Source organism: Salinisphaera sp. SWV1 (genome assembly GCF_052044155.1).
GTDB lineage: Bacteria > Pseudomonadota > Gammaproteobacteria > Nevskiales > Salinisphaeraceae > Salinisphaera.
Genome location: NZ_JBQDYE010000009.1, coordinates 64,151 through 78,352, shown reverse-complemented (window position 1 = coordinate 78,352; position 14,202 = coordinate 64,151). Strand labels below are relative to the sequence as shown.

The following is a 14,202-nucleotide window of genomic DNA, read 5'->3' as shown; positions in this document are numbered from 1 at the left end:
GTTCGACGAGCGGCCGTAGGCCGCGAGAACGCTGGAGCGAAGCGACGGCGGCCCCGAAGGGGTGAGCGGCGAAGCCGCGAATAATCCGAGCTACAGCGGTCCCGTATTACCCGTATTAATTGATCGAAGGCGGTCTTTGGGGTTTTGCTGGGGATGAGTATCTGGTTCGAACCCCTCGGTTCGACGAGCGCGCAGCGCGCGAAGACAGTCGAGCTTGCCCGGCTGGACCCGGAGGGCCGAGTGGCGGAGCCGCGAGCAATCACTTTTCCTCAGCCAAACAAGAGCCCGCCTCGCGCGGGTTTTTTATGGCCGGCGTCGCGGATTTGATAAGACGCTCGGTTCGACCGCGGCGTCGGCAATCCCTCGTTGCTGGCCGAACCAAAGCTCGCTTGTCGGTGTTCCTGATCACGCCGACGAACAGCCTCTTGAGTGAGAACAGCTCGGTTCAACCAATGCACAAAACAGGCGCTGGGCGGTCTGTATTTGTTCGGAGAGCGAATCCCCTGCTTTATATAGAGCGGTTGTCCGCCATCGATCGTGTAGCACTCATAGCATGATTCCGGTATACATATAAATACAGGAATCAGGCGTATGTCTGCTAAAGACAGGGAAGGCAGAGTGTTTGTCGGAAAACGATCAGGGGCCGGGCGTGGTGAGCATAGCGATCAGAGCCCGGATACGATCGGTCTCGGGATGGTCGGGGTAAGCCGTATGCTGGCCAGCGGTGAGCCGTTGCTTTTGCGCGGCAGGCGAACGCGGCACCCACATCCGTTATTTTGGGGTTGTTGTCTGGTAGCGATCGCGGTCTGTGCCTACGCCGCCAATCCGGTGATGGCCGTGCTGGCTTTTCGTGACGGCGCAAGCCCGCTGGGTATGGTGGTTGCCCGCAGTGTGGCGTTGCTCGTGTTACTCGGTTTCGGACTTATCCGGGACCGGCCCGCTCGGGCTGGCCTGCTGGGGTCGACCTTGATCCCGGGCTTGTTCATGGGCCCGATATTTGTATTGCAGAGCTACGGCATTTTCGCAGCCGTTGCGAAAGCCCCCGTCGGCCTGGCCATGCTGATTTATGGCTTATTGCCGTTCTGGATACAAAGCGATGCATTGTCACTGCGCGACTGGAGGCGGTCTTTGCGCGTATTGGTAGCGATTACGGCAATCGCGCTGGCTTGGTCGCAGTTGGTAAACGAGCCGCGCATCGACGGCTTGCTGTGGGCGATTGTTAGTGTCGTTGCTGCGCGGACGTTATGGATAGGCTGCCGGTTTCATCGATACAGCTTGTCGACGGCCCATGCCAAGCCGCTTTTGTTTTGTACGGCTATCTCGGCGCTGGCTGTGTCGCTTATGCTGGGATTGACGCTGGGCCACGATATGCTTCCGAAGCATTACGCGGGGTGGTGCGATGCGTCCGTTCTCGGAGCGACCTATGCGCTTGCCACACTATTGTTGTTGCGTGGGTTGCCTTTACTCGAAACGGTAAGCGTGGCCTGGGTGGTTCGCCTGGAATGGCCGGTTTCCATGGCGCTGGCGATAGCATGTCTGCATGAGCCGGCCAGTTTCTGGCTCATGTCGGGTGCGGCGGTGGTCTGGAGCGTAAGCTTGCCAAAGCTTGACCGATGGTTACGCCCCGGAATTCTTTTACGTAGACCGCGTAATCGGGAAACTGCGCATTCAACGATCATGTCAGGGCATTATGGGCGTCGAAGACCTTCCTCTGGTCGGTGAGGATCCGGTACTGGATTTCGTTAACACCGTGGACGATCCGGGAACTGAATCCGAACTGGATTATCTCACCGACTATCAACAGGTCGTCGACATATGCTGTCGTGCGGGATTGCTTTCTTCTGATATCCGTGCGCGGCTGTGGGTGGAAATGCAGCGTAATGCCGCTCGGGCGAGTGAAGCGTTCGACGAGGCCATCGCGCTACGCGATCGACTGCGTTCACTTTTTTTGTCGATACTTGGGCGGCCCACATCGCAGGAGGCTGCAATTGCGCACCTCGATTGCTTGGTTCGCGAAGCGATTCAGCATCGAGTATTGGACATCCCGGATGGCCATCGGTGTGCACGCCTGCGTTGGCAAGCCACTGACGACTTTGTCAGAGTTCCATTGTGGGAGATCGCGACGAACGCGCTCGATCTGCTGTGCAACGAAGATAAGATGAATCGACTGAAGGTTTGTGCCAACGACCCGTGTCAATGGCTATTTCTTGATTACTCGCGTAATGGCAAACGACGCTGGTGCAGCATGGCCGAGTGTGGCCAGCAAGCCAAGGTCAAACGTTTACGAGAGCGACGACAGGCCGGAAAGCAATGAATTGGCGCCAGTCTGCGGTTGTGCGGCTGCAATTGGCGACTGTGTAAATCGGGCAGGTCTCGTTCCGAGCATGGCGCGCCGAGCTACTCGGTGGATGCCACCCTCAGCCTCGAAATAAGCGGCTCCGCCGGGGCGAATGCTACGTTCACAACTCGGACAGACGAATAGATCGAAGCGCCATGACCAAGCCCCATGCCAGCGGCCGATGCCTCTGCGGCAGTGTGCACTACCGCATTACTCAAGCACCGGTCCACACCTTCTATTGCCACTGCACAGATTGCCAGAAAGAAACCGGCGGACCGTTCGCGGCCGAGATTTATGTGCCGGCCGATTCGGTTTCGTGTACAGGGCATATGAAGGAATACGTCGTTACCGGCGATTCCGGTCGGCCGGTACGGCGCTTTTCATGCGCGACCTGCGCGAGCCCGATTCTGACGGTGTTCGATGACGAGCCCCGCTTTGTATGCGTCAAAGCGTGCAGCCTCGATGAGGCGAGTGGGCTACAGCCGGAATTTCATCTCTATGTGAAATCCAAACAGCCGTGGTATGTGATCGCTGATGGGTTGCCGCAATATCCAGGCGACATGGAATGGTGAAGATACGGCTGCCCAGCCGTCCAGGCGCGTGGAAAATGGGGAGATTACCGTAGCGATTGCCCAAGTGGGTGTCCGACGCGTCGGCGGTGCGAGCGTGGGTTTCAATAGACACAGTGCGGGACCGCGGTACAGCTATTGAAAGAATGTAGCCCACGGGCTACATTTGACCCATGGAGATTAAGGCGACGCCCGAATTCCGAAGCTGGCTCGACGGACTGAAGGACAGGGCCGGTCGGGCTCGCATTCAGGCTCGAATCGAGCGTTTGGCCGAGGGCAATCCGGGCCGGCATCGCCATTTGAAAGGCGGTGTCAGGGAGCTGAAGCTCACCGTGGGGCCGGGATATCGAGTGTATTACACGGTTCGGGCGGAGGTGCTCATCATTCTCTTGTGTGGTGGTGACAAATCGACCCAAAGGCAAGATATCGAGAAGGCGCAATGGATGTCAGGATCGATTTAATGCGTCGGCATGGAGGCGGACATGAGTAACAAAGTAGAGTTGTACGATTACGATGTGGCCGAGCATCTGCGCACGCGCGACGAGATGGCGGCCTATTTGAATGCCTGCATTGAGGAGTCCGAGGGCGATGTAGGCTTCATCGCCAAGGCGTTGGGCGATATTGCACGGGCACAGAGCATGGCGGGTGTGGCACGGGACACGGGCTTGTCGCGGGAGAGCTTGTATCGGGCGCTCTCGGCTTCCGGCAACCCCAGCTTCGACACGATCATGAAGGTCACGCACGCGCTCGGGCTGCGCTTGTCGGCCGTCGCGGCGTAATTCAGCCACAACAGCCACCGGCTGCGCGACCGGGCATGGCGGCCGGCTGCAGAGTGCTAAGCGTGGCTTTGCGGTCGTCGTCCACGTGCTGCAGCGTGAGTTGGAAGTCGATCTGTCTGTCTGGCCGTGCCATCGTGAAAGAACTCGGACTTGTCTGCGCCCAGGCCGGTGACGACGAACACGCCGCAGTTAACGCCCGCGACCGGCGACCAGATGACGTAGCTCTTGTTGGCTGGGTGTGTAAGCCCGCCGGGTTGTTCAGGTCGAGGCCCAGGAACTGGCGGCTCGACCGACTGAAACCCGGTAATCCGGACGACCGCCTAATCCGGATCGTACAGCGCCGCGCGGCTACGGGCGGCGCGTTGGTTGTCGATCTGGCTCGAGTGCTACGCGATCCGCGCACCCATGGTGGATCGATCATGGGTGGATTTTATTGCCGAGTATTGGACGTGGCTCGCTGAAGAAGCGCGAATGCGCCTTGTTCAGGGCACGGCGCCGTATATCAGCGCGGATAATGAATCAGATCATGCGCCCGCGCCGGGCCGGCCCCGGGGTTGTGGTAACGATGCGGCCGGTCGGCCGCGAATTGCAGCACGTCGCCGGCGGCGAGTTCATGTTTTTGGCCGTCGACTTCCACTTCCAATCCGCCGTCCAGCATGACGACATCCTCGATGGTGCCGGCCGTGTGTGGACTGGAAACGCTGGACGCCCCGGCTGCGAACTCGACCTCGAACATTTCAAAGCCAAGTGCCGCGTCGTAGGGCAGCAGCGCTCGGGTGCGCATGCCCGCGCTGTCTTCATGCCAGCCGTCGGGGCTCGGCCGATGGTGCCGGTCGGTGCCGGCATCGGGGGTGCTGGACAGAAAGAAGGATAACGAGACGTCCAGGCCGGTGGCGATCTTCCAGAGCGTGGCGATCGTCGGGCTGGATTCCGCGCGTTCGATCTGGCCGAGCATGGCCTTGCTGATACCGGTGCGTGCGGCGGCACCGTCGAGGCTGAGGCCGGAACGGCGGCGTAATTCTCGAAGGCGGCTGCCGATCGATGGCGCGACAGGTGGGGGAGCGGTCATGGCACGGGCGTCTCGGGATGTCGCCGCATGATACTAAGTGCGATTCGTGCTGGATTCGATATGTGATCGTGCGTTATAACGCACGAAATCCGGCCGCGATGATCGAACATGAACGAGGGTTTTTCCATATCGAGGGTGCTGCCGCCGACGACCGCTGGCCTTGTGGCCGTGCTGGTCGGCTATACCGGGGCGGCAATCATCGTGGTGCAGGCGTTCGAAGCCGCCGGCGCCTCCGCGGCGGTCGTCGGCAGCTGGATGACGGTGCTGGGCTGGAGCATGGCGGCGAGCACGCTCGGCTTGTCGTTGTGGTATCGCCAGCCGATTCTCACGGCCTGGTCGACGCCCGGCGCGGCGTTGCTGGTGGTCGGGCTGCACGGGCATTCGCTCGGCGAAGCGATCGCAGCGTTCATGTTCTGCGGGGCGTTGACGCTCATATGCGGCGTGACCGGTGTGTTCGCGCGGCTGATGGCGCGCGTGCCGCGTTCACTGGCCTCGGCGATGCTGGCCGGTGTATTGCTGGAATTCGGGCTCGGCGCGTTCACCACCGGCAGCAACGATGGCTGGATCATGGCGGCCGCGCTTTCCGCCTGGCTGCTGTGCCGGCGTATGGCGCCACGCTATGCGGTGTTGGCGATGCTGGTGGCGGGTGTCACGGCGGCTTATCTCGATGGTCATCTTGCGATCACCGGGTTTCACGGTGTGATCGCGACACCCACCTTCGTAGCCCCGGTGTTTTCGCTATCGTCATGGCTCGGTATCGGCGTGCCGCTGTTCGTGGTCACTATGGCATCGCAGAACGCGCCGGGCGTGGCGATGCTCGAAAACGCCGGCTACCGGCCGCCCGTCTCGGTGATTCTGGTTGTCACCGGCGCGATGACGCTGCTGCTGGCGCCGGTTGGCGGGTTCGTGCTCTGCCTGGCCGCGATCACCGCCGGAATCTGTTTGACCGACGACGCACATGAAGACCCGGCGCGACGCTATCTGGCGACGGTGGCCGCGGGGCTGGCATATGCACTGGCCGGCGTGTTCGGCGGCTCCATCGCCACCGGGCTACAGGCGTTACCGGCATCGTTGGTCGCGATTCTGGCGGGGCTCGCGCTGTTGCCGGCCATGGCTGGTTCGCTGGCGGCGGCGATGCAGGAGGCGCGTGACCGCGACGCGGCGGCGCTGACCTTCCTGGTCACCGCCTCCGGTATCCATATCGCCGGGATCGGTGCGCCGTTCTGGGGCCTGGCAACGGGCGGGGTGGCACTGGGCGTCTGGCGCATGCAGATACGGCGGACCTTGACCAGCCGCGCTCATGATCCGAGCCGGTCGCAACGGTAAGCCCTCCTGGCATGGGCGCCGGATTTGCCTTACCGTCCGCCGAACAGCAACGGCACGATCAGGCTGGTGAGCAACAGGATCAACGCGCCGCCCAGGCGCGAGGAAATCTGTGCGAACGGCATCAGCTGCATGCGGTTGGCGGCCGAGAGTACGGCGACGTCGCCGGTGCCACCCATGTTGGCCATGCACAGTCCGGCGGTGATGGCCGACTCGATCGGGTAGAAACCCATCAATCGTCCGACCAGACCGGCGCCCACCGCAGCCCCGGCGACCACGGCGAATACGATCAGGACGTAGGTGATCGAGATGGCGTCGATGACCTGGCCGAGATCGGTATAGGCGATGCCGATGCCGAACAGCAGCGCGAAGGTCCAGTTGCGGGCGACGAACTGGAACCACTGGGCGGCCGAGTCGTTGAGGGGCTCGGGCATGAGCCCGCCGACCTTGACCGACGCCACCAGGATGATCATCAGGGCGTAGGGGTGTAGCGGGATGAAGTGGCCCAGGATCTGGCCGGCGACATAGAAGCTGAGTGCTGCCACCAGACCGACGCCCAGTTTATCGAGGCTGGGTTGGCTCTGGGCCTCGCTGATATGCACGCCCGGCATCATCTGGCCGCTGCCGGTGAGGCCGGGAAAGCGGTTGCCGAGCCCGTTGAGCAAGCCGGCGATGATGATCGCGAAGACGTTGCCGAGCGCCAGCGCCGGTACCAGAATCGATATGTAGTAGCTGGCCGGCTGGCCCAGCAGTTGCTCGTAGATCTGGCTCATGGGCACCGCGCCGGCTCCCATGCCGCCGCCCATGATCGGCAGGGTGATGACGACGACGGCGTCCTGCATGGAAAAGCCCAGGCACCAGCCCGCGATCACGGCGAACAGCGCGGCGAAGACCACGGCGCTGATCAGGGGCAGGGCGAAACGTACGCCCACCTTGACCAGAATATGCGAGTCCATGCCGAGAATGCTGCCGGTGATCAACGCGGCGATGTAGAAGTTGAGAAAGCCGCCGTTTTTCATGAACGTGGCGACGTTGTCCGCCACATCCGCGGGCAGCCAGTGCAGATACACCAGCGTGGCGGCCGAGAATATCGCCAGAATCGCACCGCCGCCGAGATAGCTGCGTACGATGGGCAGCCGGTCGCCGATGTGGCCGAACAGTTCGCCGAACAGCATGATCACGATGAACGCGCCGATCATGCTCTGCGGCAGGACATCGGTGGCCATCGCCGCGATCATGATCGCGAAAAACAACGCGAAGATGGGCGGCGTGAGCCCGAAGATTCGGGATTCGGCAAGGGTGTTCCGAAGGCGCGGAGCGGTTCGCGCCGCCCCGGTGACTGTGGTATCGCTCATTATTGTCTCCTCGTTTAGGGTGGGCGTGCCCGGGATCGCGCCGTGTGGCGCGCCGTCCGCGGGATCGGCTGCGAAGCCAGATTAGGAGAAGACCGGCGCAGGGGGAGGGTTTCGCAACTTGAACAATCGTTTTGAAACTTTAGAAAGCGAGCCGCCGTCGGTGGGCGCAGGAAAGGACCGGCGGAAATGACACCTTCGTCGAACGTCGCGACCCCGGCGCAGCCGGGCAGGCGGCGGGGTATCAGCCTCGCGGCGCTGACGGCCTGTCTCGCATTCGCGATGATTCTGTCGTCGCTGGTGCTGGCCTGGTGTCTGTTCAGCAGCCAGCTGACGCGCACGGTGGAGCGCGTGCAGGGCCAGCGCGTCGAGAACGTCGCGATGACGGTGGCCGACATGCCGATGGTGGTGAACGCGTTGTCGGCGCCGCATGACTACGATCCGAACGCGGCCATTCAGCAGCGCATTGAAAGACTGCGCAGGCGGCTTGGCGTCGATTTCATCGTCGTCATGGATACCCGGGCGCAGCGGTTGACGCATCCCGACCCGGCGCGCATCGGGCATCATTTTCGCGGTGGCGACGAAGGCCCGGCGCTGACCGGGCGGCATTATGTGTCGGTGGCCGAGGGCACGCTGGGCCAGAGCGTGCGCGGATTCGCCCCGGTGCTTAGCGCCGCGGGCCGGGTGGTCGGCGCGGTGTCGGTCGGCGTGACGCAATCGCGCCTGGCGCCGCTGCGCGGCGATTCGCGCTCGCGGTTGCTGGCCTGGCTCGGTTTGGTGCTCGCGCTCGGCGGCGGGGGCGCGGCCTGGCTTGCGGCGACCATCAAACGCCGGTTGATGGGCATGGAGCCCGACGATATCGCGCACCTGGTGGCCGAGCATCGCGCCGTGCTTGATGCCATGCACGAAGGCGTGATCGTGCGCGACGCAACCGGCCGGGTACGGCTGGTCAATCCGGCGGCACGGCGGCTGCTGGAGGCCGCGGCGGCGCGTGGCCCGGCGGTGGGCGATATGATGGACGAGCCGCGGCGCAACGCCGGGCGGCGGGGCCAGAACGTCGATCTCGATCTGGAGATTGGCGGCCGGCGTTTTCTGGGCAGCCTGCGGCCCATGGGCACGACATCCGCGGCCGGCAGTGTGGTCACCTTCCGCGACAGCCGTGAATTGCAGCGTCTCGGCGAGGAGTTGACCGGGGTGCGCCGCTATGCCCGGGCGCTGCGGGCGACCACGCACGATTTCAAGAACAAGCTGCACGTGATCCTGGGGCTCACCCAGGCGGGCGATACGGCCACGCTGTCCGGTTACGTACGCGAGTTGGTGGACTTGCGCGAGGCGGCCACCGAATCGCTGGTCGAGCGGGTGGCCGAGCCGATTCTGGCCGGTTTCCTGATCGGCAAGCAGAGCGAAGCCCGCGAACAGGCGATCGATCTGCGCATCGCGGTCGACTCGGTCATTCCGCCCGCCGCGGCCGATTACGATCTGCACGGCCTGGTGACGATTATCGGCAACGTGCTCGACAATGCCTTCGAGGCGACGGCCGGGTGCGCGGCGCCGGTGGTGGCGCTCACCCTGGCGCTGGAGGCCGATACGCTGGCCGTGGCCGTGCAGGACAACGGCCACGGCATGGCCGCCGAACTGCTCGATCGCGCCCGCGAGGCCGGAGTGTCGTCCAAGGGGGCACAACGCGGCCTCGGGCTGCATCTGGTGGAAACCCGGCTGGCGGCGCTCGACGGCTCGCTCGCGATCTATTCCGAACCCGATCGCGGCACACTGGTCGAGATCACTTGCCCATACCGGGGGGCGGCATGAACGTGCTGATTGTCGAGGATGACCCGATGGTCGGCCAGCTCAACGCCGCCTATCTGGCGCGCGTGGCGGGCATGCGCCTGATCAGCCGCTGCAGCGATGTGGTCAGCGCCCTGGCCGTGCTGGAACGGGAAACGATCGATCTGGTGCTGCTCGATGTATACCTCGGTCGTCGCAGCGGACTGGAGGTGGCGGAATGGCTCTACGCGCACCGGCCCGAGGTGGATATCGTGCTCATCACCGCCGCCAGCGAACCACAAACCGTACGCGCGGCCCGGCGTCTGGGCGTGACGGATTATCTCATCAAACCCTTCACCTTCGAGCGGTTCGCCGACGCGATCGATGCCGCGCGCCGGCGCCGTCACGCGCTCAAGGATCTGGCCGGGCCGGTCGATCAACGCGCGCTGGATGCGTTGTTCCGGACCCGCTCGCGCCCGAGCCTGCGTGCCGACGAGCTGCCCAAGGGGCTGACCGCGCGAACGCTGGCCCAGATCGCGGCCGCGCTGCTGGTGGTCGGCCCCGAGAGTTTCGCCACCGAGGCAGTCACCGAACGCACCGGCATGTCCCGGGTATCGGTACGCAAGTATCTGCGGTATCTGGTGTCCTGCGACATCCTCGACGAGACCTTCGCCTACGGCCAGATCGGCCGGCCGGCATTCGCTTATCGCTGCCTGGATCGCCGCGCACTGGAACGCCTGGCCGGAATCGGCGACGATTGACTGCATCCTTATGACTATGAAACCGCGTATGTCGATAGCGGCTGCACCGCGCGCGCCTCGATTCCAATTTCGACTGTCTGCTTTTGTCCGGATCGCCTCTTGATCGAATTCTCTTCTGTCACCAAACGATTTCCGGATGGCACGGTCGCGGTCGATTCGCTCGACCTGACCATGGCCACCGGCGAGCTCACCGTGTTGGTCGGCCCGTCGGGCTGTGGCAAGACCACCTCGTTGCGCATGATCAACCGGCTGGATGAAGCCAGCGAAGGCACCATCGCGGTCGACGGTCAGGATGTTCGCTCGCGTAGCCTCACCGATCTGCGTCGTGGCATGGGGTACGTCATGCAGCATTCCGGGCTGTTCCCGCACCGCACGATCGGCGACAACATCGCGACCGTGCCGCGCCTGCTCGGGTGGGACAAGAAACGTATTGCCGCACGCGTGGACGAACTGATCGACACGGTCGGGCTGGACGCCGACATGGTCGCGCGCTATCCGCACCAGCTCTCCGGCGGGCAGCAGCAGCGCGTGGGCGTGGCCCGCGCGCTGGCGGCCGATCCGCCGATCATGCTCATGGACGAGCCGTTCGCCGCGGTCGACCCGATCGTGCGCAAGCGGCTGCAGGACGAATTCCTGGCGCTGCAGGAACGCCTCGGCAAGACCATCGTCTTCGTCACCCACGACATCGACGAAGCCATTCGCCTGGGCGATCGCATCGCGGTGTTCGGCGAGGGCGGGCACCTGGCCCAGTTCGCCACCCCGGATGCGCTGCTGGCGTCGCCGCAAAGCGACTTCGTGGTGGATTTTCTCGGTGCCGAGCCCCAGCTCAAGCGCTTGTCATTGATTACCGCCGGCCGGGCCACACCGGTCGAGGCGCCGGTCGTCGCGCCCGATGCCGATGCCGAGGCCGCCGCGACGGCGGCCCACAGGGCCGGCACGGACTGGGTGCTCGTGTTGGATGGCGAGCGCCGCATCGCCGGTTGGCATCGCCTCGAGGCCTATCGCCAGGATACGGGGCGTGCGGTCGAGCGGTTCGATGCGACCGTGTCGGCTGCGGATACGCTGCGCGCCGCGCTCGGTGTGCTAGTGCTCTCCCAACTTGGCGTGGTGGCGCGTCTGGACGAAGCCGGCCGCTTCGACGGCCTGCTCGATCAATCGAGCCTGAACCGGGCGCTGTGTTGATCCGCTGGGACTGGATCGGCCGCCACGCCGACGACATCCTGGCCCAGCTCATCCAGCACGTGGAGCTGACCGGCCTGGCGCTCTTGTTCGGGTTCGCCATCGCCTTTCCGCTGGCGCTGGCCGCGATCCGCTGGCCCCGCCTGTACGGCCCGTCACTGGCGGTGACCGGGATATTGTTCACCGTGCCCTCGCTGGCGTTGTTCATCCTGCTGATTCCGTTCACCGGGCTGTCGATGGCGACATCGCTGATCGGATTGACGATCTATACGCTGCTGATCCTGTTCCGCAATATCGTGGAGGGTCTGCGGGGTGTGCCCTTCGACGTGCGCGAGGCCGCCAGGGCGCTGGGGTATTCGCGCACGCGTCAGTTGCTGACCGTCGAACTGCCGATCGCGCTGCCGGTGATCATGGCCGGGCTGCGCATCGCGGCCATCACCACCATCGGCCTGGTCACGGTGACCGCGCTGATCGGGCAGGGCGGGCTCGGCCGGCTGTTCATCTCCGGTTTCACCCTGCATTTCACGACGCCGCTGCTGGTGGGCTTCGTGCTCTCGATCGCGCTGGCGGTGGCGGTCGATCTGTCGCTCGCCGGGCTGTTGTGGCTGATCACGCCCTGGAACCGAGGGCGGCGCGCATGAGCGGCGCGGGCGTGGTATGGCGTCTCACGCTGGTGGCGGCGCTGTCCTGTCTGGTGGTGGGCTCGGCGTCGGCGCTGGGCCTGGAAGGCGGCAGCGCGAATATCGTCGGCCAGGTCTGGCACTGGTTTGTCGACCCGGCGCACTGGCAGGGCGTGGACGGCCTGCCGCATCGGATCGGCCAGCACATTTATTATGTCGCGGTCTCGACCGTGATCGCCGCGGCGCTCGCGCTGCCGGTCGGCATCGGGCTCGGCCACTACGGCCGGGGCGGGCTCATCGCGATCAACATCGCCAATATCGGCCGCGCGATTCCGTCGTTCGGGTTGATCATTCTGATGTTCCTGCTGGTAGGCTTCGGTGTGATCCCGGTGCTCGTGGCGCTGGTCGCGCTCGCCATTCCGCCGATGGTCACCAACAGCTATGTCGGCATGCAGTCGGTCGATCCGGCGGTGCGGCAATCGGCGGCCGCGCTGGGCCTGACCCGTTGGCAACGCCTGTGGCAGGTCGAACTGCCGATCGCGCTGCCGTTGATCATGGCCGGCGTTCGAACCTCGGCCGTACAGGTCATGTCCACCGCCACGCTCGCGGCGTATGTCGGCCTCGGGGGCCTCGGGCGTTATCTCATCGACGGTCTGGCCCAACAACAACTCGCCCAGGTGGTCGGCGGCGCGATCGTGGTGGCCATGCTCGCCGTGCTGACCGAGGCCAGTCTGGCCGGTCTGCAGAAACTGGTGCAGTCGCCGGGGCTGGTGCGCTGAGGGTGTGGCATGGCGTCACGCATCTGTCATGATCGATCGGGGGCATTCACACGAATGGAAAAACAACGCATGAAGAAACTGTCACTCCTGCTGGCCTGTGCGCTGGCGACCGGGTTCATCGCCGGTGAGGCTTCGGCGGCCAGCAAACCGGTGGTGGTGGGCTCGACCAACTTCACCGAGCAGCTGATTCTCGCCAATATCTATACCGATGTACTGGAAGCGCGCGGCGTGGCGGTGAAGAAACGGCTCAATCTGGGCTCGCGCGAAGTCGTGTTCCCGGCGCTGAAATCCGGTGAGCTGGATGTTTTGCCGGAATATTCGGGCGCGCTGTTGGGCTTTCTCACCAACGGCAAGTCCGAGGCGCACAAGCAGGCCGCGGTACTCAAGGCGCTGCGACAGAACCTGCCCAAGGGCATCGTCGCCCTGAAGGCCTCGTCGGCACAGGACAAGGACGGCCTGGTCGTCACGCCGGCCACCGCCCGCAAATATCATCTCAAGACGATTGGCGACCTCAAGCCGGTGGCCGGCCAGCTCACGTTCGGCGGCCCGCCCGAGGCCAAGACGCGTTATGTCGGCGTACCGGGCCTGAAGCAGGTCTACGGCGTGCAGTTCAAGAACTTCCGCGCGCTGGATGCCGGCGGACCGCTCACCCAGAGCGCACTGGCCAGCGGTGCGATCGACGTGGCACGCATGTTCACCACCCAGGGCGTGATTTCGGATCGCGGCTGGGTCCTGCTCAAGGACAACAAGAACCTCGTGCCCGCGCAGAACATCCTGCCGGTCGCCCGCAAGGCGATACTCACGCCGACGATCCGCAAGGCGCTGAATGCCGTATCGGCGCAGCTGACCACCGAAGACCTCCAGCGTATGAACCAACGCGTGAGCGTGAAGCACGACGATCCGGAAACTGTCGCCGAAGACTGGGTGAAACAGCACCATCTCGGCAAGTAGTGTCGCAGGCGCTGGCCGCGCGCACTGTTCCGGCGGCCCCTGACCCGGTATAGCGATCCGACCGGCCGGCGCCAACGGCCAGCTGATCGGCTTACGGGCCGCCGCGGTGGTGCGTCAAGCGGTTGTGCCCGACTGTGCGCCGTTGGTGGCGTCGAAAGAGCTGGGTTTTCGCGCAGCAAGCACTGGACGTCCGGTTGGAGCGCCAGGGGGTCTGGGCGGCGATATACGACAACGTGGCGATCGGCCTGGGCCCCGACGCCGACGTGCCGGCCTGCGCGGTCTTGCCGCCCGGACATTTATCGCGCGCTGTGCGTCGAACCCGGGGCGCCATACCGGCGGGGCGACTGCAAAACCGAAAGCAAACACGAGCGCTGCGGGTCGGATGCCGCGCTCGGCGAGCGCATCAGCATGGGTCCGGACCGTTTCTTCGACGGCGGCCGTTTCGAGCCCGGCGTGCCGTTGGACGGCTTCGGCGCACCGCGCGCCTTTGCCGCGATGCAGGCGGTGTGCGGCGCGGTGTCCATCGCCTCGGGTTTCGCCATCACGAATGAGTTGTTGTTCATCGAACGGGTGATCGTGGCCATCGCCGGGGTGTCGCTCGTGCTCGGCATCCCGCATGTCGCGCAGCGGCTCGATGCCGAGGAAGTCGATACGGCCGACATAAGCGAATTATTTTCGTTTATTGGCGTTCATTCGAGGACGGTTTTCTTCCACTGAG

General features: G+C 64.3%; 15 protein-coding genes. 13 read left to right on the top strand and 2 right to left on the bottom strand.

Features of this window, described 5'->3' with window-relative positions:
- Positions 1 to 591 precede the first annotated feature (591 nt).
- The 5 genes from ACS8YF_RS06430 (at position 592) to ACS8YF_RS06410 (ending at position 3,686) form a co-directional block, all read left to right on the top strand.
- A complete protein-coding gene (locus ACS8YF_RS06430) occupies positions 592 to 1,722 on the top strand; it encodes a hypothetical protein (protein ID WP_440849396.1) in 1,131 nt (376 codons plus the stop codon).
- Positions 1,691 to 2,314, top strand: coding sequence for a CGNR zinc finger domain-containing protein (locus ACS8YF_RS06425; protein WP_440849395.1), 624 nt, complete (start codon positions 1,691 to 1,693; stop codon positions 2,312 to 2,314). The genes ACS8YF_RS06430 and ACS8YF_RS06425 overlap by 32 nt, the downstream gene beginning before the upstream one ends.
- Before the next feature lie 179 nt (positions 2,315 to 2,493).
- Positions 2,494 to 2,910: a GFA family protein gene (locus ACS8YF_RS06420; RefSeq protein ID WP_440849394.1), complete on the top strand. Its 417-nt coding sequence runs from the start codon at positions 2,494 to 2,496 to the stop codon at positions 2,908 to 2,910.
- A gap of 170 nt (positions 2,911 to 3,080) precedes the next feature.
- Positions 3,081 to 3,368: a type II toxin-antitoxin system RelE/ParE family toxin gene (locus tag ACS8YF_RS06415; RefSeq protein ID WP_440849393.1), complete on the top strand. Its 288-nt coding sequence runs from the start codon at positions 3,081 to 3,083 to the stop codon at positions 3,366 to 3,368.
- Between the two features lie 21 nt (positions 3,369 to 3,389).
- Complete coding sequence (locus ACS8YF_RS06410; RefSeq protein WP_440849392.1) at positions 3,390 to 3,686, top strand: addiction module antidote protein; 297 nt, start codon at positions 3,390 to 3,392, stop codon at positions 3,684 to 3,686.
- A 502-nt stretch (positions 3,687 to 4,188) separates the two neighbouring features.
- On the opposite strand, the gene ACS8YF_RS06405 is transcribed toward ACS8YF_RS06410, so the two are convergent.
- Positions 4,189 to 4,755, bottom strand: coding sequence for a helix-turn-helix domain-containing protein (locus ACS8YF_RS06405; RefSeq protein ID WP_440849391.1), 567 nt, complete (start codon positions 4,753 to 4,755; stop codon positions 4,189 to 4,191).
- Between the two features lie 108 nt (positions 4,756 to 4,863).
- On the opposite strand from ACS8YF_RS06405, the gene ACS8YF_RS06400 reads away from it, so the two are divergent.
- The gene (locus ACS8YF_RS06400) at positions 4,864 to 6,081 is read left to right on the top strand and encodes a benzoate/H(+) symporter BenE family transporter (protein ID WP_440849390.1); all 1,218 of its coding nucleotides are present in this window, start codon (positions 4,864 to 4,866) and stop codon (positions 6,079 to 6,081) included.
- Between the two features lie 29 nt (positions 6,082 to 6,110).
- Here ACS8YF_RS06400 and ACS8YF_RS06395 read toward each other — a convergent pair whose 3' ends face one another.
- Positions 6,111 to 7,433: a 2-hydroxycarboxylate transporter family protein gene (locus tag ACS8YF_RS06395; RefSeq protein WP_440849389.1), complete on the bottom strand. Its 1,323-nt coding sequence runs from the start codon at positions 7,431 to 7,433 to the stop codon at positions 6,111 to 6,113.
- A 186-nt stretch (positions 7,434 to 7,619) separates the two neighbouring features.
- On the opposite strand from ACS8YF_RS06395, the gene ACS8YF_RS06390 reads away from it, so the two are divergent.
- The 7 genes from ACS8YF_RS06390 to ACS8YF_RS06360 all read left to right on the top strand — a co-directional run bounded on the left by ACS8YF_RS06390 (position 7,620) and on the right by ACS8YF_RS06360 (position 14,201).
- Positions 7,620 to 9,239 (top strand): ATP-binding protein, encoded by a 1,620-nt coding sequence (locus ACS8YF_RS06390; protein ID WP_440849388.1) that lies wholly within the window; start codon positions 7,620 to 7,622, stop codon positions 9,237 to 9,239.
- Positions 9,236 to 9,955, top strand: a complete 720-nt coding sequence (locus ACS8YF_RS06385) for a response regulator (RefSeq protein WP_440849387.1) — start codon at positions 9,236 to 9,238, stop codon at positions 9,953 to 9,955. The genes ACS8YF_RS06390 and ACS8YF_RS06385 overlap by 4 nt, the downstream gene beginning before the upstream one ends.
- A 99-nt stretch (positions 9,956 to 10,054) precedes the next feature.
- Positions 10,055 to 11,137 carry an ABC transporter ATP-binding protein gene (locus ACS8YF_RS06380; protein WP_440849386.1) on the top strand — a complete coding sequence of 361 codons (1,083 nt, stop codon included), beginning with the start codon at positions 10,055 to 10,057 and terminating at the stop codon, positions 11,135 to 11,137.
- Positions 11,131 to 11,775 (top strand): ABC transporter permease, encoded by a 645-nt coding sequence (locus ACS8YF_RS06375; protein ID WP_109994038.1) that lies wholly within the window; start codon positions 11,131 to 11,133, stop codon positions 11,773 to 11,775. The genes ACS8YF_RS06380 and ACS8YF_RS06375 overlap by 7 nt, the downstream gene beginning before the upstream one ends.
- The gene (locus ACS8YF_RS06370; protein WP_440849385.1) at positions 11,772 to 12,533 is read left to right on the top strand and encodes an ABC transporter permease; all 762 of its coding nucleotides are present in this window, start codon (positions 11,772 to 11,774) and stop codon (positions 12,531 to 12,533) included. Before ACS8YF_RS06375 ends, ACS8YF_RS06370 begins: the two co-directional genes overlap by 4 nt.
- A 69-nt stretch (positions 12,534 to 12,602) precedes the next feature.
- Positions 12,603 to 13,484, top strand: coding sequence for an ABC transporter substrate-binding protein (locus ACS8YF_RS06365; RefSeq protein WP_440849384.1), 882 nt, complete (start codon positions 12,603 to 12,605; stop codon positions 13,482 to 13,484).
- A 408-nt stretch (positions 13,485 to 13,892) separates the two neighbouring features.
- Positions 13,893 to 14,201 (top strand): hypothetical protein, encoded by a 309-nt coding sequence (locus ACS8YF_RS06360; RefSeq protein WP_440849383.1) that lies wholly within the window; start codon positions 13,893 to 13,895, stop codon positions 14,199 to 14,201.
- The last annotated feature ends 1 nt before the right edge of the window (position 14,202 follow it).